Source organism: Algibacter sp., from assembly GCF_029245835.1.
GTDB lineage: Bacteria > Bacteroidota > Bacteroidia > Flavobacteriales > Flavobacteriaceae > Algibacter_B.
The window spans coordinates 49,758-76,272 of the sequence record NZ_JAQWOO010000025.1 but is presented as its reverse complement, the minus strand read 5'-3'; the positions used below and the strand labels follow the sequence as shown (position 1 = coordinate 76,272).

Annotated in this window: 38 protein-coding genes; 5 read left to right on the top strand and 33 right to left on the bottom strand. The window is 34.1% G+C overall.

From position 1 onward, the window contains the following. Positions 1-87: 87 nt before the first annotated feature. From rplQ to rpsL, 32 genes are all read right to left on the bottom strand, one after another. Positions 88-558, bottom strand: a complete 471-nt coding sequence (rplQ, locus tag P8K68_RS03525; protein WP_300248255.1) for a 50S ribosomal protein L17 — start codon at positions 556-558, stop codon at positions 88-90. A 59-nt stretch (positions 559-617) separates the two neighbouring features. Further along, the gene (locus P8K68_RS03520) at positions 618-1,610 is read right to left on the bottom strand and encodes a DNA-directed RNA polymerase subunit alpha (RefSeq protein ID WP_300248254.1); all 993 of its coding nucleotides are present in this window, start codon (positions 1,608-1,610) and stop codon (positions 618-620) included. A 95-nt stretch (positions 1,611-1,705) separates the two neighbouring features. Continuing rightward, the gene (rpsD, locus tag P8K68_RS03515) at positions 1,706-2,311 is read right to left on the bottom strand and encodes a 30S ribosomal protein S4 (protein ID WP_300248253.1); all 606 of its coding nucleotides are present in this window, start codon (positions 2,309-2,311) and stop codon (positions 1,706-1,708) included. A gap of 194 nt (positions 2,312-2,505) precedes the next feature. Beyond that, the gene (gene rpsK, locus P8K68_RS03510; protein ID WP_300248252.1) at positions 2,506-2,889 is read right to left on the bottom strand and encodes a 30S ribosomal protein S11; all 384 of its coding nucleotides are present in this window, start codon (positions 2,887-2,889) and stop codon (positions 2,506-2,508) included. A gap of 98 nt (positions 2,890-2,987) precedes the next feature. Beyond that, entirely contained in the window at positions 2,988-3,362 is a 375-nt protein-coding gene (gene rpsM / locus P8K68_RS03505; RefSeq protein WP_300248251.1) for a 30S ribosomal protein S13, read from the bottom strand. Positions 3,363-3,365: 3 nt separating this feature from the next. Beyond that, positions 3,366-3,482, bottom strand: a complete 117-nt coding sequence (gene ykgO, locus P8K68_RS03500; protein WP_013305171.1) for a type B 50S ribosomal protein L36 — start codon at positions 3,480-3,482, stop codon at positions 3,366-3,368. A 10-nt stretch (positions 3,483-3,492) separates the two neighbouring features. Beyond that, positions 3,493-3,708 carry a translation initiation factor IF-1 gene (gene infA / locus P8K68_RS03495; protein WP_007094967.1) on the bottom strand — a complete coding sequence of 72 codons (216 nt, stop codon included), beginning with the start codon at positions 3,706-3,708 and terminating at the stop codon, positions 3,493-3,495. Positions 3,709-3,715: 7 nt separating this feature from the next. Continuing rightward, positions 3,716-5,071, bottom strand: coding sequence for a preprotein translocase subunit SecY (gene secY / locus P8K68_RS03490; protein ID WP_300248250.1), 1,356 nt, complete (start codon positions 5,069-5,071; stop codon positions 3,716-3,718). Positions 5,072-5,084: 13 nt separating this feature from the next. Further along, positions 5,085-5,537, bottom strand: a complete 453-nt coding sequence (rplO, locus tag P8K68_RS03485) for a 50S ribosomal protein L15 (protein ID WP_300248249.1) — start codon at positions 5,535-5,537, stop codon at positions 5,085-5,087. Positions 5,538-5,552: 15 nt separating this feature from the next. Beyond that, positions 5,553-5,732 (bottom strand): 50S ribosomal protein L30, encoded by a 180-nt coding sequence (gene rpmD, locus P8K68_RS03480; protein WP_019386285.1) that lies wholly within the window; start codon positions 5,730-5,732, stop codon positions 5,553-5,555. Positions 5,733-5,743: 11 nt separating this feature from the next. Continuing rightward, positions 5,744-6,268, bottom strand: coding sequence for a 30S ribosomal protein S5 (rpsE, locus tag P8K68_RS03475; RefSeq protein WP_300248248.1), 525 nt, complete (start codon positions 6,266-6,268; stop codon positions 5,744-5,746). A gap of 6 nt (positions 6,269-6,274) precedes the next feature. Further along, positions 6,275-6,631 carry a 50S ribosomal protein L18 gene (gene rplR / locus P8K68_RS03470; protein ID WP_300248247.1) on the bottom strand — a complete coding sequence of 119 codons (357 nt, stop codon included), beginning with the start codon at positions 6,629-6,631 and terminating at the stop codon, positions 6,275-6,277. Positions 6,632-6,641: 10 nt separating this feature from the next. Beyond that, positions 6,642-7,184 (bottom strand): 50S ribosomal protein L6, encoded by a 543-nt coding sequence (gene rplF / locus P8K68_RS03465; protein WP_300248246.1) that lies wholly within the window; start codon positions 7,182-7,184, stop codon positions 6,642-6,644. A 17-nt stretch (positions 7,185-7,201) separates the two neighbouring features. Continuing rightward, entirely contained in the window at positions 7,202-7,600 is a 399-nt protein-coding gene (rpsH, locus tag P8K68_RS03460) for a 30S ribosomal protein S8 (protein ID WP_300248245.1), read from the bottom strand. A 68-nt stretch (positions 7,601-7,668) separates the two neighbouring features. Continuing rightward, positions 7,669-7,938 carry a 30S ribosomal protein S14 gene (gene rpsN / locus P8K68_RS03455; protein WP_040278732.1) on the bottom strand — a complete coding sequence of 90 codons (270 nt, stop codon included), beginning with the start codon at positions 7,936-7,938 and terminating at the stop codon, positions 7,669-7,671. A 3-nt stretch (positions 7,939-7,941) separates the two neighbouring features. Next, positions 7,942-8,493, bottom strand: coding sequence for a 50S ribosomal protein L5 (gene rplE / locus P8K68_RS03450; protein WP_300248244.1), 552 nt, complete (start codon positions 8,491-8,493; stop codon positions 7,942-7,944). A 2-nt stretch (positions 8,494-8,495) separates the two neighbouring features. After that, positions 8,496-8,807: a 50S ribosomal protein L24 gene (rplX, locus tag P8K68_RS03445; protein ID WP_300248243.1), complete on the bottom strand. Its 312-nt coding sequence runs from the start codon at positions 8,805-8,807 to the stop codon at positions 8,496-8,498. A gap of 14 nt (positions 8,808-8,821) precedes the next feature. Beyond that, positions 8,822-9,190 carry a 50S ribosomal protein L14 gene (gene rplN, locus P8K68_RS03440; protein ID WP_069831953.1) on the bottom strand — a complete coding sequence of 123 codons (369 nt, stop codon included), beginning with the start codon at positions 9,188-9,190 and terminating at the stop codon, positions 8,822-8,824. A 2-nt stretch (positions 9,191-9,192) separates the two neighbouring features. Beyond that, positions 9,193-9,450: a 30S ribosomal protein S17 gene (rpsQ, locus tag P8K68_RS03435; RefSeq protein WP_019386276.1), complete on the bottom strand. Its 258-nt coding sequence runs from the start codon at positions 9,448-9,450 to the stop codon at positions 9,193-9,195. Between the two features lie 12 nt (positions 9,451-9,462). Further along, a complete protein-coding gene (gene rpmC / locus P8K68_RS03430; protein ID WP_300248288.1) occupies positions 9,463-9,654 on the bottom strand; it encodes a 50S ribosomal protein L29 in 192 nt (63 codons plus the stop codon). Positions 9,655-9,666: 12 nt separating this feature from the next. Beyond that, positions 9,667-10,086 carry a 50S ribosomal protein L16 gene (rplP, locus tag P8K68_RS03425; protein ID WP_300248242.1) on the bottom strand — a complete coding sequence of 140 codons (420 nt, stop codon included), beginning with the start codon at positions 10,084-10,086 and terminating at the stop codon, positions 9,667-9,669. Positions 10,087-10,107: 21 nt separating this feature from the next. Next, positions 10,108-10,827, bottom strand: coding sequence for a 30S ribosomal protein S3 (gene rpsC, locus P8K68_RS03420; RefSeq protein WP_092847748.1), 720 nt, complete (start codon positions 10,825-10,827; stop codon positions 10,108-10,110). A gap of 6 nt (positions 10,828-10,833) precedes the next feature. Continuing rightward, positions 10,834-11,241: a 50S ribosomal protein L22 gene (rplV, locus tag P8K68_RS03415; RefSeq protein WP_300248240.1), complete on the bottom strand. Its 408-nt coding sequence runs from the start codon at positions 11,239-11,241 to the stop codon at positions 10,834-10,836. A gap of 6 nt (positions 11,242-11,247) precedes the next feature. Continuing rightward, positions 11,248-11,526 (bottom strand): 30S ribosomal protein S19, encoded by a 279-nt coding sequence (rpsS, locus tag P8K68_RS03410; RefSeq protein WP_042499126.1) that lies wholly within the window; start codon positions 11,524-11,526, stop codon positions 11,248-11,250. A 3-nt stretch (positions 11,527-11,529) separates the two neighbouring features. After that, positions 11,530-12,357: a 50S ribosomal protein L2 gene (gene rplB / locus P8K68_RS03405; protein WP_300248234.1), complete on the bottom strand. Its 828-nt coding sequence runs from the start codon at positions 12,355-12,357 to the stop codon at positions 11,530-11,532. A 10-nt stretch (positions 12,358-12,367) separates the two neighbouring features. Further along, positions 12,368-12,658 (bottom strand): 50S ribosomal protein L23, encoded by a 291-nt coding sequence (gene rplW, locus P8K68_RS03400; protein WP_066252504.1) that lies wholly within the window; start codon positions 12,656-12,658, stop codon positions 12,368-12,370. Positions 12,659-12,663: 5 nt separating this feature from the next. Continuing rightward, the gene (gene rplD, locus P8K68_RS03395) at positions 12,664-13,293 is read right to left on the bottom strand and encodes a 50S ribosomal protein L4 (RefSeq protein WP_300248231.1); all 630 of its coding nucleotides are present in this window, start codon (positions 13,291-13,293) and stop codon (positions 12,664-12,666) included. Next, positions 13,293-13,910 carry a 50S ribosomal protein L3 gene (gene rplC, locus P8K68_RS03390; protein ID WP_300248229.1) on the bottom strand — a complete coding sequence of 206 codons (618 nt, stop codon included), beginning with the start codon at positions 13,908-13,910 and terminating at the stop codon, positions 13,293-13,295. Before rplC ends, rplD begins: the two co-directional genes overlap by 1 nt. A 216-nt stretch (positions 13,911-14,126) precedes the next feature. Continuing rightward, positions 14,127-14,432, bottom strand: a complete 306-nt coding sequence (gene rpsJ, locus P8K68_RS03385; protein WP_007650482.1) for a 30S ribosomal protein S10 — start codon at positions 14,430-14,432, stop codon at positions 14,127-14,129. Between the two features lie 12 nt (positions 14,433-14,444). Beyond that, on the bottom strand, positions 14,445-16,571 hold the full coding sequence (gene fusA / locus P8K68_RS03380) for an elongation factor G (RefSeq protein WP_300248227.1): 2,127 nt from the start codon (positions 16,569-16,571) through the stop codon (positions 14,445-14,447). Between the two features lie 6 nt (positions 16,572-16,577). Continuing rightward, complete coding sequence (rpsG, locus tag P8K68_RS03375) at positions 16,578-17,054, bottom strand: 30S ribosomal protein S7 (protein WP_300248225.1); 477 nt, start codon at positions 17,052-17,054, stop codon at positions 16,578-16,580. 85 nt (positions 17,055-17,139) lie between these two features. Then, on the bottom strand, positions 17,140-17,514 hold the full coding sequence (gene rpsL / locus P8K68_RS03370) for a 30S ribosomal protein S12 (protein WP_019386263.1): 375 nt from the start codon (positions 17,512-17,514) through the stop codon (positions 17,140-17,142). A 178-nt stretch (positions 17,515-17,692) separates the two neighbouring features. On the opposite strand from rpsL, the gene P8K68_RS03365 reads away from it, so the two are divergent. The 5 genes from P8K68_RS03365 (at position 17,693) to rlmB (ending at position 25,722) form a co-directional block, all read left to right on the top strand. Further along, positions 17,693-19,387: a POTRA domain-containing protein gene (locus P8K68_RS03365; RefSeq protein WP_300248222.1), complete on the top strand. Its 1,695-nt coding sequence runs from the start codon at positions 17,693-17,695 to the stop codon at positions 19,385-19,387. Between the two features lie 117 nt (positions 19,388-19,504). Then, positions 19,505-22,690 (top strand): TonB-dependent receptor, encoded by a 3,186-nt coding sequence (locus P8K68_RS03360; RefSeq protein WP_300248220.1) that lies wholly within the window; start codon positions 19,505-19,507, stop codon positions 22,688-22,690. A gap of 6 nt (positions 22,691-22,696) precedes the next feature. Beyond that, a complete protein-coding gene (locus tag P8K68_RS03355) occupies positions 22,697-24,166 on the top strand; it encodes a RagB/SusD family nutrient uptake outer membrane protein (protein ID WP_300248218.1) in 1,470 nt (489 codons plus the stop codon). 11 nt (positions 24,167-24,177) lie between these two features. Continuing rightward, a complete protein-coding gene (locus P8K68_RS03350; protein ID WP_300248216.1) occupies positions 24,178-24,912 on the top strand; it encodes a hypothetical protein in 735 nt (244 codons plus the stop codon). 72 nt (positions 24,913-24,984) lie between these two features. Further along, positions 24,985-25,722 carry a 23S rRNA (guanosine(2251)-2'-O)-methyltransferase RlmB gene (gene rlmB / locus P8K68_RS03345; RefSeq protein WP_300248214.1) on the top strand — a complete coding sequence of 246 codons (738 nt, stop codon included), beginning with the start codon at positions 24,985-24,987 and terminating at the stop codon, positions 25,720-25,722. Positions 25,723-25,777: 55 nt separating this feature from the next. Here the strand turns inward: rlmB and P8K68_RS03340 are convergent, their stop codons facing one another. Then, positions 25,778-26,512, bottom strand: a complete 735-nt coding sequence (locus tag P8K68_RS03340; protein WP_300248212.1) for a rhomboid family intramembrane serine protease — start codon at positions 26,510-26,512, stop codon at positions 25,778-25,780. Between the last annotated feature and the right edge of the window lie 3 nt (positions 26,513-26,515).

The window sequence follows — 26,515 nt, the reverse complement described above, 5'->3', positions numbered from 1 at the left end:
TGCAGGAATTAAAACTTTACAAAATTGCATAAAAAAAAGGATAAACTAAAATAGTTTATCCTTTATATATTAAATGCTTATTAACATTTATTCTTCTTCGTTTGATGCTTGAACTTCAACTGGAGCAGCTACTGGTTTAGAACCACCTCTTCTACTTCTTCTAGTTGTTTTCTTCTTCTCTTTTCCTGCATTGTAGATTTCGTTATAATCAACAAGTTCTATCATTGCCATATCAGCATTATCACCTAAACGATTTCCTAGTTTTATAATTCTAGTATAACCTCCTGGTCTATCACCTATTTTAGTAGCAACATCTCTAAACAATTCAGCAACAGCATCTTTTTGCCTAAGATTAGCCATAACAATACGTCTGTTATGAGTTGTATCTACTTTTGACTTAGTTATCATTGGTTCAACAAATTGTTTTAAAGCTTTCGCTTTTGCAACAGTAGTATTAATACGCTTATGTTCTATTAATGAACAAGCCATATTAGCTAACATTGCTTTTCTGTGAGCAGTTTGTCTTCCTAAGTGATTTACTTTTTTTCCGTGTCTCATGACATTTGTTTTATCATCTTGCTACTAAACTCGTAAATCGAGGAGCAAAATATGATTAATTAATCTTTATCTAATTTATATTTACTTAAATCCATTCCGAAGTTTAAACCTTTAAAATTAACAAGCTCTTCAAGCTCTGTTAAAGACTTCTTTCCAAAGTTTCTGAATTTCATTAAATCATTTTTATTAAAAGATACTAAGTCTCCTAAAGTATCAACTTCTGCGGCTTTTAAACAATTAAGTGCACGAACAGATAAATCCATATCGATTAACTTAGTTTTAAGCAACTGACGCATATGAAGAGATTCTTCATCATAAGTTTCAGTTTGTGCAATTTCATCTGCTTCTAAAGTGATACGCTCATCAGAGAATAGCATGAAGTGGTGAATTAATGTTTTAGCACCTTCAGTTAAAGCATCTTGTGGCGTAATAGAACCATCAGTAATAATTTCGAAAACTAATTTTTCGTAATCCGTTTTTTGTTCAACACGATAGTTTTCAATACTATATTTAACGTTTTTTATCGGCGTGTAAATTGAATCCGTAAAAATAGTTCCAATTGGTGCAGAAGCTTTCTTATTCTCTTCAGCAGGAACATAACCTCTTCCTTTTTCAATTGTAATTTCCATATTGAAATTCACTTTAGGATCTAAATTACAGATTACTAATTCTGTGTTTAATACTTGGAATCCAGAAATGAATTTTTGAAAATCTCCAGCTGTGATTCTATCTTGACCAGAAATCGAAATAGATATTGATTCGTTATCAATATCTTCAATTTGTCTTTTAAAACGAACTTGTTTTAAATTTAAAATGATTTCTGTTACATCTTCTACGACACCTGCAATCGCAGAAAACTCATGATCTACTCCTTCAATTCTAACCGATGTAATAGCAAACCCTTCTAAAGAAGACAATAAAACTCTTCTTAATGCATTTCCTACTGTTAAACCATAACCAGGTTCTAGAGGTCTGAATTCGAATTTACCTTCGAAATCAGTAGAATCAATCATGATTACTTTGTCTGGTTTTTGAAAATTAAATACTGCCATATTTTTCTTCGTTTTAATTGTTATTTAGTTGCGCGATTTAAAAGTTTGAAGAAGACTAATAAATCCTTTGGCCAAATACCAATATGATTAATTTATTATTTAGAATATAATTCTACAATGAATTGTTCGTTTATGTTTTCAGGAATTTGGATTCTAGCAGGAATAGAAACATAAGTTCCTTGTTTCGTGTCGTCATTCCAAGTAATCCACTCATAAACGTTACTTGAATTTGAAAGTGATCTTTCAATAGCTTCAAGTGATTTTGATTTTTCTCTTACAGCAACAACATCTCCTGCTTTTAAAGAATAAGAAGGAATATTTACTAATTCCCCGTTTACAGTAATGTGTCTGTGAGATACTAATTGTCTTGCAGCACTTCTAGTAGGTGCAACGCCCATTCTGAACACAACATTATCTAATCTAGATTCGCATAGTTGTAAAAGAACCTCACCGGTAATACCTTGTGCAGCTCTTGCTTTTTTAAACAAACCTCTGAATTGACGTTCTAAGATACCGTAAGTATACTTAGCTTTTTGCTTTTCTTGAAGTTGAATTGCATATTCAGATTTTTTTCCACGACGTCTAGCGTTTCCGTGTTGCCCTGGAGGGTAATTTCTTTTTTCGAAAGATTTATCATCTCCAAAGATAGCTTCGCCAAATTTACGTGCTATTTTAGTTTTAGGACCAGTATATCTTGCCATTTTAATTTTGTTATGAGAGTGACTATGAATTAAGGTCTTAATCTTATCCTTCGATAATCGTTGATCTCTCGTTAATACTTGTTAATTATTTTTTTTCAGTTTGCAAATTTATACAAAAAATTAATACCATCTGAGTTTCAGATGATATTAATTCATGTCTTTGCTCTATTTAATCCGCGTTAGCTAAAACGTGATTATACTCTTCTTCTTTTTGGAGGACGACAACCATTGTGTGGTAATGGAGTAACATCAATAATTTCTGTTACTTCAATTCCAGCATTGTGGATTGAACGAATAGCAGATTCTCTACCATTTCCAGGTCCTTTTACATAAACCTTTACTTTTTTCAAACCAGCTTCTGTTGCAACGCCTGCAGCATCTTCAGCAGCTAATTGAGCAGCATAAGGTGTGTTTTTCTTAGAACCTCTAAATCCCATTTTCCCAGCTGAAGACCATGAAATTACGTCTCCTTTTTTGTTGGTAAGTGAAATTATGATGTTATTGAAAGAGGCTGTAATGTGAGCTTCTCCAATAGCGTCTACAATAACTTTACGTTTTTTTGTACTTGTCTTTGCCATATTATTTTAGTTTCTAGTTGTTAGTTGTTAGTGTAGAATCCTAGACTTTTACATTTCAGACAGATTCCATCCAACTACTAAATACTAATGACTTTTAATTATTTAGTTGCTTTTTTCTTGTTAGCAACTGTTTTTCTTCTACCTTTTCTAGTTCTAGAGTTGTTCTTAGTACGTTGCCCTCTTAACGGAAGACCAGATCTATGACGAATACCTCTGTAACACCCGATATCCATTAATCGCTTAATGTTCAATTGTGTTTCAGAACGTAATTCACCTTCAATAGTAAAAGTACCAACAGCTTCACGAATACCAGCAATCTGATCATCGGTCCAATCTTGAACTTTTGTACTTTCATCAACTTTAGCAACTGCTAAAATTTCTTTTGCTCTACTTCTACCTACTCCATAGATATAAGTTAAAGAGATTACTCCTCTTTTGTTTTTTGGTATGTCTACACCTGCAATTCTTGCCATAGCTTATCCTTGTCTTTGTTTGAATCTAGGATTCTTTTTGTTAATTACGTAAAGTCTACCTTTTCTACGCACAATCTTACAATCCGCGCTTCTTTTTTTAACTGATGCTCTTACTTTCATCGTATTAGTATTAGTATCTATAAGTTATTCGAGCCTTTGTTAAATCATAAGGACTCATTTCTAATTTTACTTTATCTCCTGGTAATAATTTAATGTAATGCATACGCATTTTACCAGAGATATGTGCGGTCACAATATGACCATTTTCTAATTCAACTCGGAACATAGCATTTGATAATGCTTCTATAATTGTTCCGTCTTGTTCTATTGCTGCTTGTTTTGCCATAATAAAATTAAGCTACTGCTTTTCTATTTTTACCTGTTTTCATCAAACCATCATAGTGTCTATTTAACAAATAAGAATTTATTTGTTGCATAGTGTCAATTGCAACTCCTACCATAATTAGTAATGAGGTTCCTCCGAAAAATAAAGCCCATCCTTGTTGTACCCCCATAAGTTTAACAATAAAGGCTGGAAAAACAGCTATAAGCGCTAAAAATATAGAACCTGGCAAGGTTATTTGAGACATTATTTTGTCAAGATATTCAGAAGTTTCAGAACCCGGACGAATACCAGGAATAAAACCACCACTACGCTTTAAATCATCCGCCATTTTGTTTGTTGGTACCGTAATTGCTGTATAGAAGTATGTGAATACTATTATCAATAAAGCAAATGTTAAATTATACCAAAAACCAAACATATCAGAATAATTAGTTTGCATCCAAGCACCAACTGTTGTCTCTTTTAAAAAAGAAGATCCCCCAATTAAACTTGGTACAAACATAATAGCTTGAGCAAATATAATAGGCATAACACCAGAAGCATTTAGTTTTAATGGAATGTACTGCCTTGAACCTGCCATAGCGCTTTTCTCGTAACCACCAGACGCCGTTCTTCTTGCATATTGTACTGCTATTTTTCTAACTCCCATTACTAACATAATAGATGCTAAGATGATAACAAACCAAATTACAAATTCAATTAACACCATCATTAAACCACCGTTTCCACCGCCTTCTAATCTAGTTGCGGCATTCTGTAAAAATGATTGTGGTAAGGTTGCTATAATACCAACCATAATTAATAATGAGATTCCGTTACCAATACCTTTATCTGTGATTTTTTCTCCTAACCACATGGCGAAAATACACCCTGTTACTAATATGGTAACTGAAGAAAAATAGAATAATGGTCCTGTTCCTAATAAAAACGCACTTTGAGGAATACCTAGTGCAGGTAAACTCGCTAAATAACCGGGCGCTTGTAGTAAACAAATTGCGATGGTTAACCAACGTGTTATCTGATTTATTTTTTTCTGACCACTAGCTCCCTCTTTCTGCAATTTCTGCAAATAAGGGATAGCGATACCCATTAATTGTACAACAATAGAAGCAGAAATGTAAGGCATAATGCCTAAAGCGAAAACCGAGGCATTAGCAAATGCACCACCTGTAAAAGCGTTAAGCAAACCTAACAAACCGCCGTCTGTCTTTTCTGCTAAACCACCTAGTTGAGCTGCATCAATACCTGGTAATACCACTTGAGCACCAAAACGATAAACTAATAACAAACCTAGTGTAACTACGATTCTGTTTCTTAGTTCTTCAATTTTCCAAACATTCTTTATTGATTCTATAAATTTCATACTAAAAAAAATCTTATATAGTTACAGCTTCTCCACCAGCAGCTTCAATAGCAGCTTTTGCTGAAGCAGTAAACTTATGTGCAGATACTTTTAATTTAGCTTTTAATTCTCCACGTCCCATGATTTTAACTAAATCATTTTTATCAACTAAACGGTTTGTGAATAATGTCTCAAAATCAACTGTATCCTTAATTTTCTTATCATTAACCATTTCTTGTAAAGTATCTAAGTTGATACCTTGATACTCGACACGGTTAATGTTAGTAAAACCAAATTTAGGAACACGTCTTTGAAGCGGCATTTGACCACCTTCAAATCCTAGTTTCTTAGAATAACCAGAACGCGATTTAGCTCCTTTGTGACCACGAGTTGCCGTACCACCTTTACCAGAACCTTGTCCTCTACCTATTCTCTTACCTTGGTTTTTTACTGAACCTTCTGCAGGTTTTAAATTACTTAAATCCATTTTCAGTTTATATTTTTAAGCTTCTTCAACAGAAACTAAATGTGAAACTTTAGCAACCATACCAAGAATATTTGGTGTAGCCTCATGCTCTTTTACTTGACCAATCTTTTTAAGACCTAGAGCTTCTAAAGTTCTTTTTTGTCTTTGCGTACGATTGATTGCGCTTTTAACTTTCTTTACTTTAATCTTTGCCATTTCTGTCTATATTAAGCGTTAAAAACTTGTTCAAGTGTTATACCTCTATCTCTAGCAATTGCATTTGCATCTCTTAATTGTAATAAAGCATCAAAAGTTGCTTTTACAACGTTGTGAGGATTTGAAGATCCTTGAGATTTAGATAATACGTCATGTACACCAACTGCTTCAAGCACTATTCTTACAGCACCACCAGCGATTACACCTGTACCAGGAGCTGCAGGAATAATATTTACTCTAGCGCCACCGTATTTACCTTTTTGCTCATGTGGTAATGTTCCTTTGATAATCGGAATTCTAACTAAGTTTTTCTTAGCATCTTCAACAGCCTTTGCAATTGCACTAGCAACGTCTTTAGATTTCCCTAAACCTTGTCCTACAACACCTGCTTCATCACCAACTACTACAATTGCTGAAAAACCAAATGCTCTACCACCTTTAGTTACTTTTGTAACCCTTTGTACACCAACTAAACGATCTTTAAGATCTAATCCACCTGGTTTTACTAATTCTGCACTTTTATATTTTTTAAACATAATTTCTTAGAATTTAAGTCCTGCTTCTCTAGCACCTTCTGCTAATGATTTTACTCTTCCGTGGTATAAATATCCACCTCTATCAAAAGCAATAGTTTCTAAACCTGCTTTTAAAGCTTTTTCAGCAAGTGCTTTACCTACTAATTTAGCTACTTCTGATTTAGTTGCTTTCGCAGAACTAATATCTTTATCTCTTGAAGATGCAGCACTAATAGTTTTACCAGTTACATCATCAATTATTTGAGCATAAATTTCTTTATTACTTCTATAAACAGCTAATCTAGGTCTTGCTTCTGTACCAGAAACAACCTTACGGATTCTGCTTTTTATTCTTAGTCTTCTTTCGTTCTTTGTCAATGCCATAACTTAATTATTAAGCTGATTTACCTGCTTTTCTTCTTAATTCTTCACCAACGAATTTAATACCTTTTCCTTTATAAGGCTCAGGTGGTCTAAATCCGCGAATCTTCGCAGCTACTTGACCAACAAGTTGTTTATCGAATGATGTTAACTTTATAATTGGATTTTTTCCTTTTTCAGATATTGTTTCAACTTTTACTTCTGGAGCAACGTTTAAAACAATATTATGAGAAAATCCTAAGGCTAAATCTAATTTTTGTCCTTGGTTTGATGCTCTATAACCGACACCTACCAATTCTAGTTCTTTAGTCCATCCCTTAGATACACCTTCAATCATATTATGCATTAATGATCTGTATAAACCATGTTTTGCTTTTTGATCTTTAGTATCAGAAGAACGTGTTACCATAACATTTCCTTCATCAACTTTAATTTCTATAGAATCGTAATTTTGTGTTAACTCTCCTAATTTTCCTTTTACAGATACAACGCTATCTTTAACGTCTACTGTAACACCTTCTGGAATGGCTACTGGATTATTTCCTATTCTTGACATTTCTTTCTGGCTTTAAATTAGTATACGTAACATAAAACTTCTCCTCCAACATTATCCCTTGTAGCCTGTTTACCTGTCATAACTCCGTGAGAAGTTGAAACAATAGCAATACCTAAACCATTTAAGATACGTGGTAAATCATTAGCGCCTGCATACTTACGTAAACCTGGTGTACTAATTCTTTGAAGTTTTTTAATTACTGATTCTTTAGTTTCTTTATTGTACTTAAGCGCTATTTTAATAGTGCCTTGTACTGAAGAATCATCAAATTTGTAACTTAAAATATATCCTTGTTCGAATAATATTTTAGTGATGTCTTTTTTAAGATTAGAAGCAGGAATCTCAACCACTCTGTGATTGGCACGCACTGCGTTTCTAATTCTTGTCAAATAATCCGCAATTGGATCTGAGTACATAATGAATTGATTTTGTGGTCTTGGTTTTCGAATTATTTCGAACCTTAAACCCGATTATTTAAATAATATTACCAACTAGCTTTTCTTACACCAGGGATAAGACCTTGATTGGCCATTTCTCTGAATGTTACACGAGAAATACCAAAAGTTCTCATATAACCTTTTGGTCTTCCTGTTAATTTACATCTATTATGCTGACGAATAGGAGATGCATTTTTAGGTAACTTTTGTAATGCTTCATAATCTCCAGCTTCTTTTAAAGCTTTACGTTTTTCAGCATACTTAGCTACTGTTTTAGCTCTTTTCACCTCACGGGCTTTCATTGATTCTTTAGCCATATCTTAGTTCTTTTGAAAAGGTAATCCTAATTCAGTTAATAATGATTTTGCTTCTTTATCAGTATCTGCGGTTGTTACAAATGTAATATCCATACCAGAAATTTTATTGACTTTATCAATGTTTATTTCCGGGAATATAATTTGTTCAGTAACTCCTAAATTGTAGTTACCTCTACCATCAAATCCTGTAGCTCTAATACCGTTAAAATCTCTAACACGCGGAAGTGCTGAAGTTACTAAACGATCTAAAAACTCGTACATTTTTTCACCACGTAAAGTTACTTTAACACCAATTGGCATCCCTTTACGTAATTTAAAAGATGCAACATCTTTTTTCGATAATGTAGCTATCGCTTTTTGTCCAGATATAGTAGTTATCTCTTCTAACGCATAGTCGATTAACTTTTTGTCTGCAACGGCTGCTCCAACACCTTTAGATATAACTATCTTGGTAAGTTTAGGAACCTGCATTACATTTTTATATCCAAATTCGTCTGTAAGAGCTGCAACTACTTTGCTTTTATACTCTTCTTTAAGTCTAGGTGAATATGCCATAACTATATTACTTCATTAGATTTTAATGAATATCTTACTTTTTTATCGCCTTCTATTTTATAACCAACTCTTGTTGTTTCTCCTTTTGAAGTTAACAATGATAAGTTAGAAATATGAATAGCAGCTTCTTTCTCTACGATTCCTCCTTGAGGATTTTGTGCACTTGGTTTAGTATGTTTCTTAACCATGTTTACACCCTCAACGATCGCCTTGTTCTTTTCAAGAATTACTTTTTGTACTTTACCTTCAGATCCTTTATGATCTCCAGCAATTACTTTTACAGTATCTCCAGTTTTTATTTTAAGCTTTGTCATCTTACATTAATGTATTAAAGCACCTCTGGCGCTAATGATACAATCTTCATGAATTGTTTATCACGAAGCTCTCTAGCAACAGGACCAAATACACGTGTACCTCTCATCTCACCTGTTGGGTTTAATAAAACACATGCATTATCGTCAAATCTTATATAAGATCCATCTGGTCTTCTTACTTCTTTCTTAGTACGCACAACAACTGCTGTAGAAACTGCTTTTTTCTTAATGTTTCCATTAGGAGTTGCATCTTTAACAGACACAACAATTTTGTCTCCTACAGAAGCATATCTTCTTTTAGTTCCTCCTAAAACACGGATAACTAAAACTTCTTTTGCTCCAGTGTTGTCTGCTACTTTTATTCTTGATTCTTGTTGTAACATAATTATTTAGCTCTTTCTAGGATTTCTACTAATCTCCAACATTTAGATTTACTTAAAGGTCTTGTTTCCATGATCTTTACTGTATCTCCAATATTACAGTCGTTTGTCTCGTCGTGCGCAACGTATTTTTTCGTTTTCAACACGAACTTACCATACATAGGGTGTTTTACTTTTTTAACCTCTGCAACAACTATTGATTTTTGCATTTTGTTACTTGTAACAACTCCTATACGTTCTTTTCTTAAATTTCTTGTTTCCATCTTTCAGCAGAATTATTGTAATTCTCTTTTAGTTAATTCGGTCGCAATTCTAGCTATAGTTCTTCTTATAGAACGTAATTGAATTGGATTTTCTAAAGGAGATATTGCATGAGCCAATTTTAGGTCTGAATAACTCTTTTTTGTTTCACCAAGTTTGTCTTTTAACTCAGCTACAGATAATTCTTTAATTTCTGATTGTTTCATCATATCAAATTATTATGCTTCGTAATCGCGAGCGATTAAAAACTTAGTTTTTACTGGTAGTTTTTGTGCTGCTAAACGTAATGCTTCTTTTGCAACGTCTAATGGCACCCCACCGACTTCAAATAAAACACGACCTGGTCTACATACAGCTACCCATAATTCAACGGCACCTTTACCTTTACCCATACGTACTTCAAGAGGCTTTTTTGTAATAGGCTTGTCTGGAAATATTTTAATCCAAAGTTGACCTTCTCTTTTCATGTAACGTGTTGCGGCAATACGTGCTGCTTCAATTTGACGTGCTGTAATAAACGTAGCGTCCAATGCTTTTATTCCAAAAGTACCGCTTGAAAGTTGATGTCCTCGTCCAGAGAGACCTTTCATACGTCCTTTTTGTTGTTTACGAAATTTTGTTCTTTTAGGCTGTAACATTTTTCTTTACTTTATAAAAAATTACTTTCTACGACGAGGTCCTTTATTGCCTCCTCTTCCGGCTCCACCTTTTCCTTGCTTCTTAGATAATCCAACAAGCGGAGAAAGTTCTCTTTTACCATATACTTCACCTTTCATGATCCATACTTTAACACCTAACCTACCATAAGTAGTGTGTGCCTCAACTAAAGCATAGTCAATATCGGCTCTGAAAGTTGATAAAGGAATACGTCCTTCTTTGTAGTGTTCAGAACGTGCCATTTCAGCACCATTTAAACGACCACTAATCTGGATTTTAATTCCTTCAGCGTTCATACGCATTGTAGCAGCTATAGCCATCTTAATTGCACGTCTGTATGAAATTCTATTTTCAATTTGACGAGCGATGCTTGATCCTACTAAAAATGCATCAAGTTCAGGTCTCTTAATTTCAAAGATGTTAATCTGAACTTCTTTTCCAGTAATTTTCTTAAGTTCTTCTTTTAACTTGTCTACCTCTTGTCCGCCTTTTCCGATAATAATACCAGGTCTAGCAGTAGTGATAGTAACGGTTACAAGTTTTAAAGTTCTCTCAATAATTACTCTACTAACACTAGCTTTAGATAAACGCGCGTGAACGTATTTTCTAATCTTATCGTCTTCGGCAAGTTTATCACCATAATCGTTTCCTCCGTACCAGTTAGATTCCCATCCTCTGATAATTCCTAAGCGATTTCCGATTGGATTTGTTTTTTGTCCCATACTCTATTAAGCTTGTGTGTTATTTTTAGCTCCAACTACGATTGTTACGTGGTTTGAACGTTTTCTAATTCTGTGTGCACGACCTTGAGGCGCTGGACGCAATCTCTTTAACATAGATCCGCTATCAACTGTAATCTCTTTTACAAAAAGTTCAGCCTCTTCTATACTTGCATCTTCGTTTTTTGCTTGCCAGTTTGCAATTGCAGACAGTAACAATGTTTCTAAACGACCAGAAGCTTCCTTTTGGTTGAACTTTAAGATATTAAGTGCATGTTCTACTTTTTCGCCTCTTACTAAATCAGCTACTAAACGCATTTTTCTTGGTGATGTAGGACAGTTATTAAGTTTCGCAAAAGCAATATGCTTTTTTGCTTCCTTAATAGCGTCTGCCATTTGTTTTTTACGACTTCCCATAGCTTACTACTTTTTACCTTTATTTTTAGCACCTGCATGTCCACGAAATGAACGTGTTGGTGAAAATTCTCCTAATTTATGACCTACCATGTTTTCAGTAACATATACTGGAACAAATTGACGGCCATTGTGCACTGCTATAGTTTGTCCAACAAAATCTGGAGTAATCATACTGGCTCTAGACCAGGTTTTGATCACTGTTTTTTTGTTTGATTCAACATTAACAGCTACTTTCTTTTCTAATTTATAATGAACGTAAGGTCCTTTTTTTAATGATCTTGCCATGTCTTATTTCTTTCTACGTTCTACAATATATTTATTACTTGACTTAGTTTTAGAACGGGTTCTGTAACCTTTAGCTGGAATTCCGTTTCTAGAACGAGGATGTCCACCTGAAGACTTACCTTCACCACCACCCATTGGGTGATCAACTGGGTTCATAACTACTGGTCTAGTACGTGGTCTTCTTCCTAACCATCTTGTTCTACCTGCTTTACCACCAACTAATAATTGATGATCTGAGTTAGAAACCACACCTATAGTAGCCATACAATTAGCAAGAATTAATCTTGTTTCACCTGATGGTAATTTAACCGTAGCAAACTTACCATCTCTTGCCATTAACTGAGCAAAAGCTCCTGCACTACGCGCCATAATAGCACCTTGCCCTGGACGCAACTCTATACAAGAAATAATTGTTCCTAGAGGAATTTCACTTAATGGCATCGCATTCCCAATTTCTGGAGCAACACCTTCTTTACCAGACACTACATTTTGCCCAACTTGAAGTCCATTTTGTGCAATAATGTATCTTTTCTCACCATCTTGATAGTTCAATAATGCAATAAAAGCTGTTCTGTTAGGATCGTATTGTATCGAAGCAACTTCACCAGGAATCCCAGCTTTGTCTCTTTTAAAATCAATAATACGATACTTTTTCTTATGACCACCACCGATGTAGCGCATAGTCATTTTTCCTTCACTGTTTCTACCACCAGACCTTTTATTCGGAACGAGTAAACTCTTTTCCGGCTTATCAGTAGTAATAGCATCATAGCCATTTACTACTCTAAATCGCTGTCCTGGTGTGATTGGTTTTAATTTTCTTACTGACATTAGTCTTTAATTACATGTTACTGTATAAATCAATCATTTCACCTTCCGCCAGTTGTACAATTGCTTTTTTAACAGCATTTGTTTTACCATGTTGAATACCCGTTTTTGTAAACTTGGTACTGCGATCTGGACGGACATTTATAGTACGAACTTTTTCAACAGAAACACCATAAGCAGCTTCCACCGCTTTTTTGATTTCTACCTTGTTCGCCTTTGTATTCACGGCAAAAGTATAGCAGTTTCTTAACTCGCTATTAGCTGTTGCTTTTTCTGTGATTATAGGTTTAATTAAGATATTCATTGTTTCTATTTACTTAAATTTGTTTCAATTCCTGCTAAAGCACCTTCTAATAAAACTATTTGACTTGCATTTAAAATCTTATAAGTACTTAATTCTGAAGACGTTATAACTTCAGAGCTTTTTAAATTGCGCGATGACAAATATACGTTATTATTTGACCCACCCAACACAAAGAGTGTTTTTTTGTTTTCAAGCTCTAATGCCTTTAAAACTGCTGTAAAATTCTTAGTCTTTACAGTGTCAAAATTAAAGTCTTCTAAAACCGTAATTGACTTTTCACCCGCTTTGATACTTAATGCTGATTTACGTGCTAATCGCTTTAAGTTTTTATTAAGTTTGAAGTTGTAATTTCTTGGTCTTGGACCGAACATACGACCACCACCTTTAAACACACCAGACTTAATAGATCCAGCTCTTGCTGTACCAGTTCCTTTTTGCTTTTTAATCTTACGTGTAGATCCTGAAATCTCAGCTCTTTCTTTCGATTTGTGAGTTCCTTGACGTTGGTTTGCTAAATATTGTTTAACATCCAAATACACGGCGTGATTATTAGGCTCAATAGCAAACACATCTTTAGAAAGGTCTGCCTTTCTACCTGTGTCTTTTCCGTTTATATCTAAAACTGCTACTTTCATTATTTTCTAATAATTACATAAGCGTTTTTATGACCAGGAACACATCCTTTAATCACAAGTAGATTCTTTTCAGCAACTACTTTTAAAACTCTTAAATTTTGAACTTTAACTGTGTCTCCACCCATTCTACCTGCCATTTTCATGCCTTTAAAAACACGAGCAGGGTAAGATGCAGCTCCAATAGATCCTGGCGCTCTTAAACGGTTATGTTGTCCGTGAGTAGCTTGTCCTACACCACCGAAACCATGACGTTTTACAACACCTTGAAATCCTTTACCTTTAGATGTTCCTGCTACATCAACAAATTCACCTTCAGTGAAATGTTCAACAGTGATTGCATCTCCCAATTTGTACTCCTCATCAAAACCTTTAAATTCGACGATTTTGCGTTTTACAGAAGTACCCGCTTTTTTAGCATGACCTAAGTCTGCTTTCGTAGCGCTTTTTTCTGTCGCGTCATCGAAACCTAATTGAACAGCTTTATAGCCGTCAACTTCTTCAGTTCTGACTTGGGTAACGATACATGGTCCAGCTTCGATTACTGTACAAGGAATGTTCTTCCCGTTTTCATCAAAGATGCTGGTCATACCGATTTTTTTTCCAATTAACCCAGACATAATTATTTATTTAATTTATTACTAATTATTAAAATTCAAGGCTGAAAATACGTTTCAGCCTTGAATTGTATTTTTACCGTTTTTCCTTCGCTCGCAGCTTAGGACATGTTTTATGCTGAACTTGGTTCAGTATCTTTCATGAGATCTCGAAACAAGTTCGGGATGTATTCAACTAATTATTTCCAATTCGCTTTTGCTTTTGAAAATAAAGTTTCATTACACTTTAATCTCTACTTCAACACCACTTGGTAATTCAAGCTTCATTAACGCATCAATAGTTTTTGATGACGAAGAGTAAATATCTAATAATCTCTTGTAAGAGCTTAATTGAAATTGTTCTCTTGATTTCTTGTTTACGTGTGGAGAACGTAATACAGTGAAAATTTTCTTGTGCGTTGGTAATGGAATTGGTCCCGTTACAACAGCTCCGGTGCTTTTTACTGTTTTTACAATCTTATCTGCAGACTTATCTACTAAGTTATGATCGTAAGACTTTAATTTTATTCTGATTTTTTGACTCATTTTTCTTAAGATTTACGATTCAACCCCTTTAGCTGCTTTTATTACTTCTTCTGATACATTAGAAGGCGTTTCAGCATAGTGAGAAAATTCCATTGTTGATGTTGCTCTACCTGAAGATAATGTTCTTAATGTTGTTACATATCCAAACATTTCTGATAATGGCACAGTAGCTTTCACCGTTTTTGCTCCAGCTCTATCACCCATATCGCTCATTTGTCCACGACGACGATTTAAATCCCCTACGATATCACCCATATTTTCTTCAGGTGTAATTACTTCCAATTTCATAATTGGCTCCATAATTACAGCTTTTGCTGCTTTTGCAGAATTTTTAAATCCTAATTTTGCTGCAAGTTCGAACGATAATTGATCAGAATCCACATCATGATAAGATCCATCTTTCAATGTCACTTTCATGGCATCTACTTCAAAACCAGCTAATGGTCCATTAATCATTGCCATTTTAAATCCTTTTTCAATTGAAGGAATAAATTCCTTAGGAACATTACCACCTTTAATTACAGATTCAAACTGTAGACCTACAACACCTTCATCTGCTGGCTCAATCGTAAATACGATATCAGCAAATTTACCACGACCACCAGATTGTTTTTTATAAACTTCTCTATGGTCTGCAGATTGTGTTATAGCTTCTTTATATTCAACTTGTGGCTGACCTTGGTTAACCTCAACTTTAAATTCTCGTCTTAAACGGTCAACAATAACATCTAAGTGAAGCTCACCCATTCCAGAAATAATCGTCTGTCCTGAAGCTTCGTCTGAACGCACTGTAAATGTAGGATCTTCTTCAGCTAATTTAGCTAAGCCCATCCCTAATTTATCAACATCCGCTTTAGTTTTTGGCTCAACCGCAATACCAATTACTGGATCAGGGAAGTCCATAGATTCTAAGACTATAGGGTGTTTTTCAGCTGAAAGTGTATCTCCTGTTTTGATTGATTTAAATCCAACAGCAGCTCCAATATCTCCAGCTTCTATAAAATCAATTGCATTTTGCTTGTTAGCATGCATTTGATAGATACGTGAAATACGTTCTTTTTTACCTGAACGGTTATTCAATACATAAGAGCCTGCATCTAAACGACCAGAATAGGCGCGAAAGAATGCTAAACGACCTACGAAAGGGTCCGTAGCAATTTTAAATGCTAAAGCAGCAAATGGCTCCTTTACATCTGGCTTACGTAATTCTTCTTTATCTGTATCTGGGTTAACACCTACAATACCATCTTTATCCATTGGAGAAGGCAAATAACGACATACAGCATCTAATAAAAACTGTACCCCTTTATTTTTAAATGCAGAACCACAAATCATTGGAATGATAGCCATATCCATCACAGCAGCTCTAAGCGCAGCATGCACTTCTTCTTCTGTAATAGAATCTTCATCTTCCATGAATTTCTCTAAAAGATCTTCATCATACCCTGCTACTTCTTCTATAAGTAACGCACGGTATTTACGAGCTTCTTCTTTTAACTCCTCTGGAATTTCAATAACATCAAAAGTTGCCCCTTGAGTTTCGTCATGCCAAACAATAGCTCTGTTTTTAACCAAATCTATAATACCTTTAAAATCATCTTCGTCACCAATGTTTAAAACGATTGGCACCGCATTAGATTTTAACATATCTTTTACTTGTTGACAAACACCTAAAAAATCAGATCCTTGACGGTCCATTTTGTTAACGAAACCAATTCTTGGAACTTTATAGTTATCAGCTAGTCTCCAGTTAGTCTCAGATTGTGGCTCAACACCATCAACTGCACTAAACAAGAATACTAAACCATCAAGTACACGTAAAGAACGGTTTACTTCAACCGTAAAATCAACGTGGCCCGGTGTGTCAATGATATTAAAGTGATAGCCTTTAGTTTCTGGTGTTGGCTCCCCATTTTCAATAGGAAACTTCCATTCACAAGTAGTAGCAGCAGAAGTAATTGTTATACCTCTTTCTTGCTCTTGCTCCATCCAGTCCATTGTAGCAGCACCATCATGTACTTCTCCAATTTTATGCGAAACCCCTGTATAATAAAGAATACGCTCTGTAGTAGTAGTTTTTCCTGCATCAATATGTGCAGCAATACCTATATTTCTAGTAAATTTTAAATCTCTTGCCATTTCCTATTAAAATCTAAAGTGAGAGAATGCTTTGTTTGCTTCTGCCATTTTATGAGTATCAACTCTTTTCTTTACCGCTGCTCCTTCTTCTTTAGCTGCTGCTAAAATTTCTGAAGCTAAACGCAATGCCATAGATTTTTCGTTTCTTTTGCGGGCATAGCTAATTAACCATTTCATTGCTGTAGAAACTTTACGGTCTGGACGAATTTGCATTGGTATTTGAAATGTTGCTCCACCAACACGACGACTACGAACTTCTACGTGAGGCATCACATTTGATAATCCATCTTTCCAGATTTCTAAACCTGTTTTTTCTTCATCAGTTTTTTTTGAATCTACAATATCAATAGCATCGTAGAATACTTTAAAAGCGACAGACTTTTTTCCATCCCACATCATCATATTAACGAAACGCGTTACTAACTGGTCGTTAAATTTTGGATCTGGTAAAAGCGGTCTCTTTTTTGCTGCTCTTTTTCTCATGTCTTCTTTAAGTTGTTTGTTATTGGTTATTGGTTATTAGCTTTTTCAAACTATTAACTTTTAACTTTTCACTTTTAACTTTGTTTTACTTCTTAGGGCGTTTTGCACCATACTTAGATCTACGTTGCGTTCTGCCTGAAACACCTGCTGTGTCTAAAGCACCACGTACAATGTGATATCTAACTCCTGGTAAATCTTTTACCCTTCCACCTCTAACCAATACTATCGAGTGCTCTTGCAGATTGTGTCCTTCACCACCGATGTATGCATTAACCTCGTTGCCGTTTGTTAAACGAACCCTTGCTACCTTACGCATTGCTGAGTTAGGCTTTTTTGGAGTTGTTGTGTAAACACGAGTACACACACCACGTCTTTGCGGACAAGAATCTAAAGCAGCCGATTTACTCTTCTTGGTTATTTTGGCTCTTCCTTTTCTTACTAATTGCGAAATTGTTGGCATATATATTATATATAATTTTTATTATCCTCTTTTTAAGAGGGGTGCAAATGTAGAAATTAAAATTTAGAATTCAAATCCTAATTGATTAATTTTTAAGAGTTTTCAAAAATAATAACATTAGGTATATTATAAGCTTAGATTTTCCGTTAGATTTACAGAAAAAATAGCAGTCAAAATCGTGCAAAAAACTTCTTTTTACATTCTTATCATATTCATGTTTTCTTCTTCAACAGGGTTTTGTCAGAATTTAACATTTAAAATTGATGGCAAGAATGTTATTGAAACTAGTATTATCGATTCATTAGGCTATTTAAAAAGTCACAGAGACTACATTTCTATTAAATCAGAAATTGATAATCTTCAAAACACGCTTTTCAATATGGGCTATATTGAAAATGAAATAAAAAAAATAAAAAAAATAAACGACACAACTTTCCAATCTCAAGTTCATTTAAAAAACAAATTCAAGTCCTTATATATACACTTCAATAAAACGGATATTGACTTCCCCACTTTAAACTTAGTTTCAAAAGAGGTGTTTGATGATTATTTTATCTTGAATTTTCCAGAGGTTGAAAATGCGCTAAGTATAATAAATTCTGAAATTTCAAAAAAAGGCTTCCCATTTTCTAAATTACAATTATCAGATATCACTATAAAGGACTCATCAAATTTAAAAGCGTATTTAACTATTGATGCCTCTGAAGAAAAAAGAATAATCAATACCATTATTATTAAAGGTTACGAAAACTTCCCGAAATCTTATTTAACTCATTTTTTAAAAATAAAGCCCGAACAAGTTTTCGATTTAAAAACTATTAAAGAAAAAACAGAACAATTAAATAATTTAAATTTCGCCAATGAGATTAAGCCTCCTGAGGTTTTGTTTTTAAAAGATTCGACAACCTTATATCTATATCTTGAAAAAGCTAAAAGCAATACTTTTGATGGTTTTTTAGGTTTTGGCACCAATGAAGACACAAATAAATTAGAATTTGATGGCTACTTAAACTTAAACCTTATAAATAATTTAAATTTTGGAGAGTCATTTAGACTATTATATAAGAGTGATGAAAACGACCAAAAAACATTCGAAGCAGACATTTCATTACCTTATTTATTTAGAACACCAATTGGAGCAGATTTACTTTTAAGGATTTTCAAAAGAGACTCTTCATTCACAACAGTTAATCAATCTGCTCGATTACATTATCAAATAAATTCTAAAAACAAAATCTATGGGGGGATTGTTTCCACAGAATCAAATAATCTTCTTACCGAAAATACAACTTCAATTATTTCAGATTACAAAACGCAATATTACACTTTGGCATACCAATTTTTAAAACCAAAAATCAATGATATCCTTTTCCCAATTCAGTCAAAACTATATTTAGAAGCTGGATTCGGAAAAAGAAAAACCATTTCAAATTCAGAAAATCAATCTCAATACTCCTTAGATGCACTAAAAATATTCAGTTTAAACCCGAAAAATAGTATTTTCATACGAGTTAATGGATCGAACTTGATATCTGATTCCTATTTTGAGAATGAATTATTAAGATTTGGAGGTATTAATTCTATAAGAGGTTTTGAAGAGAACAGTATTTTTGCCTCACTTTATGGCATTATTAACACAGAGTATAGATTTAAACTAAATAACGCAATCTATATTCATAGTATTATAGATGCTGGTTATTTTGAAAATCAAATATCAAACGCTAAAGAAAAATTATTTGGATATGGGTTTGGGTTTGGAATTCTTACAAATGCAGGATTATTAAGATTCAACTACGCCAATGGTAAAAATGAGAATACACAATTTAAACTGGCAAATTCTAAAATACACATCAGTTTGACTGCTAATTTCTAGTTTCAAATTATCATTTTCTTAAAAATTCGCCCTTTTTATCAAATTTTAACCATTATTTATTGTTTTATTAACTTTATTTTATGATTTTTGGACTTGACTAATTCAAATAATTATAAAATGAAAAGAAAGTTTAGTGGAATTCTAACGCTATTACTAGTGTTGGTCGTGCAACTAACGTTTGCACAAGGAAAGACAATTTCAGGTACGGTTTCAGATGATTCTGGATTACCGCTTCCTGGAGCGACAGTCTTATTAAAAGGTACCTCATCAGGGACGTCTACAGATTTTGATGGTAAATATTCAATTTCAACTAATACGGGGGCAACTCTTGTATATAGTTTTGTTGGGTACAAAACTCAAGAGGTAACGGTTGGTTCTTCGAATACAATTAATGTTACAATGCAAGAAAGCGCCTCAGCCTTAGAAGAGGTTGTGGTTGTAGCATATGGTACACAAAAAAAAGAAGAAATAACTGGATCTGTTACAACAATAAAAACTGAACAGCTATCAGATATACCTACGGCATCGGTTGTACAAGGTTTGGTAGGTCAAGTAGCAGGTGTACAAATTATCAATCAGTCTGGTGCTCCTGGAGCTGATCCAACAGTAAGGTTTAGAGGTATCGGATCTATTAATTCATCAAGTGCTCCATTATATGTTGTAGACGGTGTTGTTTTTAATGGAAATTTAAACTCAATTAACCCACAAGATATTGAAGCAATGTCTTTCTTAAAAGATGCTTCAGCAAATGCCCTTTATGGAAGTAGAGGTGCTAATGGTGTTGTTATCATAACTACAAAAAAAGGTTTATCAGAAAGTTTAGAGGTAACTTTTGATACAAAAGTTGGTTTTAACAACAGGGCTGTTCCTGAATATGACATCATAACAGAGTCGGGGCGTTATTATGAAGCCGTTTTTGACAGAACTAGGCTTGACTTAATAAACAACGGTCTATCAGCAGCAGCAGCAGCTAATGCGGCAGCTTCTAACATAGTTTCAAATCCAAACTTCCCACTTGGATATAACAGTTATGATGTGTCTGAAGACCAAATCATAGACCCAATAACAGGGAATATTAACCCAAATGCAAACTTATTGTATCAAGACAGTTGGATAGATGAATCCTATTTAACAGGTGTAAGACATGAAAATTACTTAAGCCTTCGATTTCGTAATGATAAAATAAGTTCTTTTTTCTCTTTGGGTCATCTAGAGGATGAGGGTATTATTGTTAATTCAGGTTTTGAACGTGTTACCGCTCGATTGAACACCGAATACAAACCTAAAGACTGGTTAAAATTTAATGCTGGCATTAATTACTCTAATACAGTAGCAGACAACCCATTAGGCGGTTTTACTTCTGGAAATGTTAGTAATATAGCAGGTTGGGCTAGAGGAACCGCTCCTATATATCCCGTTTATGGTCGTGATGCCAGTGGAAATTTAGTATTAGACTCCAACGGCAATAGAGTTTTTGACTTTGGATTGGGTACTGGAGGATCTGTTGGTACAAGGCCCAGTTTTAAATCACTATCTAACCCTGTAGGAACCAGTCAGTTGGATGTAAACGATAACAATTCTGATAACTTTTCAGGAAGATTTAGTGCTTCTGTTAAGTTCTTAAAAGACTTTGAGTTTATATATAATTTATCTGCTGATTTAACATCTGCAAATATAAGCAGATTTGCCACTGCTGAAGGTGGAGATGCTTTTAACGCTAACGGAAGAATTACTTCACGTTCTAATAGAGGTATAACAATAGCGCATCAACAACTTTTAAATTGGAATAAAGATATTGGAAAGCATAGTATTTCTGTATTATTAGGTCATGAAAGTAATGATTACAACTTCAAACTATTAGCAGGCCAGGTTACTGAAACAGTGATAACAGGTTTACCAGTAGTTAACAACGGAGCTAACATACAATTTTTGACAGGTTACCAAAAAGATTATGTAGTTGAAGGCTATTTATCAAGGTTAACTTATGACTTTGATGATAAATATTTTATTAATGCCAGTTTCAGAAGAGATGGGTCTTCAGTTTTTAGCCCTGATAATAGATGGGGTAATTTTTATGGTCTAGGTGCAGCTTGGTCTGTTCACAAAGAAAACTTTCTTGATGTGTCTTGGATTAATAACTTTAGGCTAAAAGCAAGTTTTGGACAACAAGGTAATGATGCTATTTTGTACGAAGATAATAGAACCATAGTTGGTGATACAGATAATAGAAACTATTACGCTTACACTGATCAATTTGATATAATCAATGCTGGTGGAAATATTCCTGGTATCACCTTTTTTCAGCTAGGAAATGAAGATTTGGTTTGGGAAACATCAACAAATCTGAATGCAGGATTTGAACTTGGTTTATTCGATAACAGACTAAGACTAAATGCTGAATATTTTATCAGAGATGTAGATGACTTATTGTTTTTTGAACCATTAGCACAAAGTGATGGGGTTGGAACCAAACCTGCTAATGTTGGTGATATGGAAAACAAAGGTATTGAAGTTGAAATTAGTGGTGATATCATTGTAAATGATGACTTTCAATGGTCACTAGCTATTAATGGTACTCATTATAAAAATGAGTTAACTAGACTACCTGAAGAATTTATTGATGATGGTCTTTTTAGATTGCAACAAGGTAAATCTAGATATGATTACTTTATGCGTGAATGGGCTGGAGTAGATCCAAGTAATGGTGATGGTTTATGGTTTACAGATGTGTTGGATACAAACGGTGAACCTACAGGAGAAAGAGAAATAACTAATGATCGTGTAAATGCTACAGAAAATTTTGTTGGCAAATCTGCGATTCCTGATGTTTATGGGGGCCTCTCTACAAATCTTTCATATAAGAATTTCTCTCTTGGTGTAGCTTTTGCTTATCAAATAGGAGGATATGGTTATGATGGGGTTTACCAAAACTTATTAGGCACTACTTCTGCTGGAGATAATTTCCACAATGACGTATTTAATTCATGGACACCTGAAAACAGAACAGCTCTAATTCCTAGGCTAGACATTAATGATATCAATCAGGCAGGTACTTCTTCATTCTTTTTAGTAGATGCCTCATATTTAAATTTACAGAATGTAACACTTAGTTACAATTTTGATGGTAAATTATTAGACAAATTACGTATTACCGGTCTAAAGATTTATGCTACTGGTAATAACTTACATTTATGGTCTAAAGCTAGACAAGGTTATGACCCAAGATTAAGTATTACTGGTAATGCAGTAAACGAATTTGGTCTAGCAAGAACAACATCTCTTGGTTTAACAGTTAATTTTTAAAAAATTATGAAAAAGTTTATATTTTTATTTATTATAATAGTTGGTCTTTACAGCTGTGAAGATGACTTTCTAGATACAGAACCTGCAAATTCTATATCGACTGAACAAGTTGCTTCAACACCCGCTGCTAATCAAGCTATTTTACGGGGTATTTATGCTAATTTAAGAACTAATGGTATTGGAAACCCTGCTAGAGTTGATGTAGATTATGGCCAAAAAGGAATTATGGCTATAACAGACATGATGGGGCAAGATATAGTTTTAAATAACTTTAATTGGTATATATTTTTATATAACTATAATGGTAGACAACAAACCAGTAGTAGAACCAATATAGTTTGGAATACTTATTATACAGCCATAGCAGACGCTAATAGCGTAATAAATGGCTTACAAAATTTAGGAGATAGAAATGCAACTGAAGATGCGCTTTTGGGGCAAGCTTTAGCCATTCGATCTTTTGCATTATTCAATTTAGTTAGAGTATACTCAGATACTTATATCGGGAATCAAAGCTCACCTGGAGTACCACTTACAGATCGAATAGATTTTGATGGAAAAGGAAGGGGAACTGTACAAGATGTATATGATCAAATTATTCCTGATTTAGAATCAGCGAAAGCATTATTAGAAGGTTATTCTAGAGCTAATAAACAAGAAATTGATCAAAGTGTTGTACAAGGCTTTTTAGCCAATGTATACTTAGAAACTGGTAAATGGCAATTAGCCGCAGACAATGCAGAAGATGCCAAATCTGGTTATTCATTAATGCCAGGAGATACATATGCTACGGATGGTTGGGATGACATCAACAATGTAGAATGGATGTGGGGTGCAGATATTGATAATTTAACATCTACAACTTTTATTTCGTTCTTTTCACATTTTGATAGCACCGCTGGCGGTTATGGTGGTGTAGGTTTTGGATTTGGATTTAAAATGATAGAGGCTAGATTATATGAACAAATTCCTCTTACAGATCTAAGAAGAGATGCTTGGATTGATCCTGTTGCAGGCAATCCAGATTTTCCAGCTAGTGATGGATATATAGGGTATGCTAACGTTAAGTTTATTGACGAAACATTTTTTGAAGGAGACTATTCATACATGAGGTCTGCCGAAATGTATTTAATTGAAGCTGAAGCAAAAGCAAGATTAGGTGACGCAACAGCAGCAGATGTATTATTTGAATTGGTAAGTAATAGAGATCCAGGCTATGTTAAATCAACAAATACTGGAATGGATTTAGTAGAAGAGGTTTACTTACAAAGGAGGATAGAATTATGGGGTGAAGGTGTTTCTTGGTTTGATTTAAAAAGACTAAAAAAACCATTAGACAGATCTGGAGCAGGTTCTAACCATAGAAGCTTTGGTCTTGTTGATATTGAGCCAGGAGGTGATTTTTTCAAAATGCAAATTCCTCAAGGAGAGTTAAATTCCAATCCTAATCTAGGTCCTACGGATCAAAATCCATAAAAAATAAAATTATGAAAAAAATATTCTTTATAATACTAATTATGCTCCCGCTATTGATTTTTAATAGCTGTGAAGAAGAAAGCTTATCAGACAATATTTTTAATTATGTCACCTTTGCTGATACTAATTATTCAGCAGGTGTTGATGTAGGAGGAAATACAACAGTTGATGTTGTTGTTTTAGCATCAAAAGTTTCTGGATCAGATAGAGTATTTAATGTCACTATAGACCCAAGTTCTAACGCTGCAGCTGGATCGTATGATGTTCCCAGTTCTGTAACTTTGCCCGGTGGAAAGCAAGAAGGTACTTTTACAATTACATTATCAGATGTAGATTTAGGGATTGGAGTTAACAATCTTGTACTTAATTTTGAAGAAAAAGAGGGAGTCTTTCTTGGAGGTTCTACAAATGTAGCATATACCCAAAACTGTACAGAGATAGAAGTAACTCTTGATATCATATTTGATAACTGGGGAGGTGAAACTGGATATGAGGTTAAAGATGCTTTAGGTGGCGTTGTTGCTTCAAAACCAATAGGGACCTGGAGTAATGGTCAAGTATCAGCTTCTGAACCTATAACGTTGTGTGATGGTAGAGATTATACATTCACAATTTTAGATGATTTTGGAGATGGTCTAAGTGACCCAGCGGATGGATCTTACACTTTAACCGTTAAGGGTGTAGTTAAGGTTTCCGGTGGTGGCAACTTTGGCCCAAGCCAATCAACGGAGTTTGATACTAAATAAAAAAAACATAAAATTTTAAATTTAAAAAGAGAGGCTATAATATTATAGTCTCTTTTTTTTACCTTTAACCCAATGGAAAACCAAACACAAATATTCGGTATTAGAGCTATTATAGAAGCTGTAAACGCTGGTGAAACTATTGATAAAGTATTTCTACAAAAGGGAGAAAGAGGCGAGTTATTTAGCGAGTTAGAGTCGCTATTGAATAAAAAGTCGATTAACAAATCTTACGTGCCTATTGAAAAACTTAATAGGCTAACCAATAAAAATCATCAAGGTGCTGTTGCTCAAATATCCCCTATTGAATTTCATGACATGGAAACTCTGGTTATGAATGTGATGGAATCTAGTAAAATACCTCTTTTTTTATTGTTAGACCAATTAAGTGATGTTAGAAATTTTGGAGCCATTATTAGAACTGCCGAATGTACTGGTGTTGATGGCATAATTATTCAAAAAAAAGGCGGTGCACCTGTAAATGGTGACACCATAAAAACAAGTGCTGGTGCTGTTTTTAAAATCCCAATTTGTAAAGTAGATCATATAAAAGATGCTGTGTTTTATATGCAGGCTTCTGGTATTAAAGTTATTGCTGCTACTGAAAAGACTAATAATACGTTATATGATGTTTCTTTTGTTGAACCTTGTGCCATAATTATGGGCTCGGAAGGGAGAGGTATAAACCCTTCTACTTTAAAGGTTGTGGATGCTAAAGCTAAACTGCCATTACTAGGCGATATTGAATCTTTGAATGTTTCTGTGGCTTGTGGTGCTTTTTTATACGAAGTTGTGAGACAACGGATGAAGTAGACAGTCTCATTTGTTCTCATCTAAATTTGAACAAAACATATTAAATCCATTTCTATTAATCTTTTTCTGGATTCTCTTTTTTGAAGTGGTAATTTATATGGAGTTGTTCCTCGTCTATTTCAGGTTCTAAGGTTTCTATAAAATTTCCGTTTTCGTCAAAATGTTTAAGAAAAGGATCGTTATCTTCATTATAATTTTCTTGTTCCCATACATACTTTTTTGGTTTTGCTATTTCTCTTTTAAAAAATAAGGCGAATATTAAGCCTGTTATTAATCCTGCCATATGGCCTTCCCAAGAAATTCCTTTTTCTATAGGTAAGGTATACCAAACCATACTTCCGTAAAGAAAAATTACTACTAGTGATAAGGCAATGAGTCTGTAATGTTTTGCAAAAACACCTTTAAAGAAATTAAAACTTACTAACACATAAATTAAGCCACTTGCCCCGATATGATATGATGGTCTGCCAATACACCAAGTAAGAAATCCGGATAATAGAATCCCGAAAAAAACAACTTTCCATGCGATGTGTCTATAGAAATAAAACAATGCTGTAGATAATACAAATAATGGCACTGTATTATGATATATATGTTTGATGTCGCCATGAATAAACGGACTTAATACAACGCCTCTTAAACCTCTTAAAGTTTGAGGAAAAACTCCATATTTACTAAAGTTGTAACCAAAGCGCACCTCGAACCAGAATACTAACCAAATAATTAGCACAAAAAACACAGGGTAAGCGATTACCCCTGTTGAGAATTGAAAATGTTCTTTGTTTTTCATTGC

Coding starts and splice junctions, on each gene's coding strand:
- P8K68_RS03355 (WP_300248218.1), top strand. CDS start 22,697: ATGAAAAAGTTTATATTTTTATTTATTATAATAGTTGGTCTTTACAGC.
- rpsC (WP_092847748.1), bottom strand. CDS start 10,827: ATGGGACAAAAAACAAATCCAATCGGAAATCGCTTAGGAATTATCAGA.
- rpsN (WP_040278732.1), bottom strand. CDS start 7,938: ATGGCTAAAGAATCAATGAAAGCCCGTGAGGTGAAAAGAGCTAAAACA.
- rpsE (WP_300248248.1), bottom strand. CDS start 6,268: ATGTTTAAAAAATATAAAAGTGCAGAATTAGTAAAACCAGGTGGATTA.
- rpsK (WP_300248252.1), bottom strand. CDS start 2,889: ATGGCAAAGACAAGTACAAAAAAACGTAAAGTTATTGTAGACGCTATT.
- rplB (WP_300248234.1), bottom strand. CDS start 12,357: ATGTCAGTAAGAAAATTAAAACCAATCACACCAGGACAGCGATTTAGA.
- ykgO (WP_013305171.1), bottom strand. CDS start 3,482: ATGAAAGTAAGAGCATCAGTTAAAAAAAGAAGCGCGGATTGTAAGATT.
- rplV (WP_300248240.1), bottom strand. CDS start 11,241: ATGGGAAGTCGTAAAAAACAAATGGCAGACGCTATTAAGGAAGCAAAA.
- rplE (WP_300248244.1), bottom strand. CDS start 8,493: ATGGCATATTCACCTAGACTTAAAGAAGAGTATAAAAGCAAAGTAGTT.
- rpsM (WP_300248251.1), bottom strand. CDS start 3,362: ATGGCAAGAATTGCAGGTGTAGACATACCAAAAAACAAAAGAGGAGTA.
- rpsQ (WP_019386276.1), bottom strand. CDS start 9,450: ATGGAAACAAGAAATTTAAGAAAAGAACGTATAGGAGTTGTTACAAGT.
- rplN (WP_069831953.1), bottom strand. CDS start 9,190: ATGTTACAACAAGAATCAAGAATAAAAGTAGCAGACAACACTGGAGCA.
- rplF (WP_300248246.1), bottom strand. CDS start 7,184: ATGTCAAGAATAGGAAATAATCCAGTAGCCATTCCAGAAGGTGTTACA.
- infA (WP_007094967.1), bottom strand. CDS start 3,708: ATGGCAAAACAAGCAGCAATAGAACAAGACGGAACAATTATAGAAGCA.
- rpsH (WP_300248245.1), bottom strand. CDS start 7,600: ATGTACTCAGATCCAATTGCGGATTATTTGACAAGAATTAGAAACGCA.
- P8K68_RS03350 (WP_300248216.1), top strand. CDS start 24,178: ATGAAAAAAATATTCTTTATAATACTAATTATGCTCCCGCTATTGATT.
- rpsG (WP_300248225.1), bottom strand. CDS start 17,054: ATGAGAAAAAGAGCAGCAAAAAAGAGACCGCTTTTACCAGATCCAAAA.
- rpsS (WP_042499126.1), bottom strand. CDS start 11,526: ATGGCAAGATCATTAAAAAAAGGACCTTACGTTCATTATAAATTAGAA.
- P8K68_RS03340 (WP_300248212.1), bottom strand. CDS start 26,512: ATGAAAAACAAAGAACATTTTCAATTCTCAACAGGGGTAATCGCTTAC.
- rplC (WP_300248229.1), bottom strand. CDS start 13,910: ATGTCTGGGTTAATTGGAAAAAAAATCGGTATGACCAGCATCTTTGAT.
- fusA (WP_300248227.1), bottom strand. CDS start 16,571: ATGGCAAGAGATTTAAAATTTACTAGAAATATAGGTATTGCTGCACAT.
- rpsJ (WP_007650482.1), bottom strand. CDS start 14,432: ATGAGTCAAAAAATCAGAATAAAATTAAAGTCTTACGATCATAACTTA.
- rpmC (WP_300248288.1), bottom strand. CDS start 9,654: ATGAAACAATCAGAAATTAAAGAATTATCTGTAGCTGAGTTAAAAGAC.
- rplO (WP_300248249.1), bottom strand. CDS start 5,537: ATGGATTTAAGTAATTTAAAACCTGCAGAAGGTTCAGTAAAAAACCAA.
- rpsL (WP_019386263.1), bottom strand. CDS start 17,514: ATGCCAACAATTTCGCAATTAGTAAGAAAAGGAAGAGCCAAAATAACC.
- secY (WP_300248250.1), bottom strand. CDS start 5,071: ATGAAATTTATAGAATCAATAAAGAATGTTTGGAAAATTGAAGAACTA.
- rplQ (WP_300248255.1), bottom strand. CDS start 558: ATGAGACACGGAAAAAAAGTAAATCACTTAGGAAGACAAACTGCTCAC.
- rlmB (WP_300248214.1), top strand. CDS start 24,985: ATGGAAAACCAAACACAAATATTCGGTATTAGAGCTATTATAGAAGCT.
- rpmD (WP_019386285.1), bottom strand. CDS start 5,732: ATGGCAAAGATTAAAGTAAAGAAAGTTAAAAGCGCAATCAATCGTACG.
- rplR (WP_300248247.1), bottom strand. CDS start 6,631: ATGGCATTGACAAAGAACGAAAGAAGACTAAGAATAAAAAGCAGAATC.
- rpsD (WP_300248253.1), bottom strand. CDS start 2,311: ATGGCAAGATATACTGGTCCTAAAACTAAAATAGCACGTAAATTTGGC.
- rplX (WP_300248243.1), bottom strand. CDS start 8,807: ATGACAAAGCTTAAAATAAAAACTGGAGATACTGTAAAAGTAATTGCT.
- P8K68_RS03520 (WP_300248254.1), bottom strand. CDS start 1,610: ATGGCAGTATTTAATTTTCAAAAACCAGACAAAGTAATCATGATTGAT.
- rplD (WP_300248231.1), bottom strand. CDS start 13,293: ATGAAAGTAGCAGTTTTAGATATAAACGGAAAAGACACAGGTAGAAAG.
- rplW (WP_066252504.1), bottom strand. CDS start 12,658: ATGAATATCTTAATTAAACCTATAATCACAGAAAAAGCAACAGCTAAT.
- P8K68_RS03360 (WP_300248220.1), top strand. CDS start 19,505: ATGAAAAGAAAGTTTAGTGGAATTCTAACGCTATTACTAGTGTTGGTC.
- rplP (WP_300248242.1), bottom strand. CDS start 10,086: ATGTTACAGCCTAAAAGAACAAAATTTCGTAAACAACAAAAAGGACGT.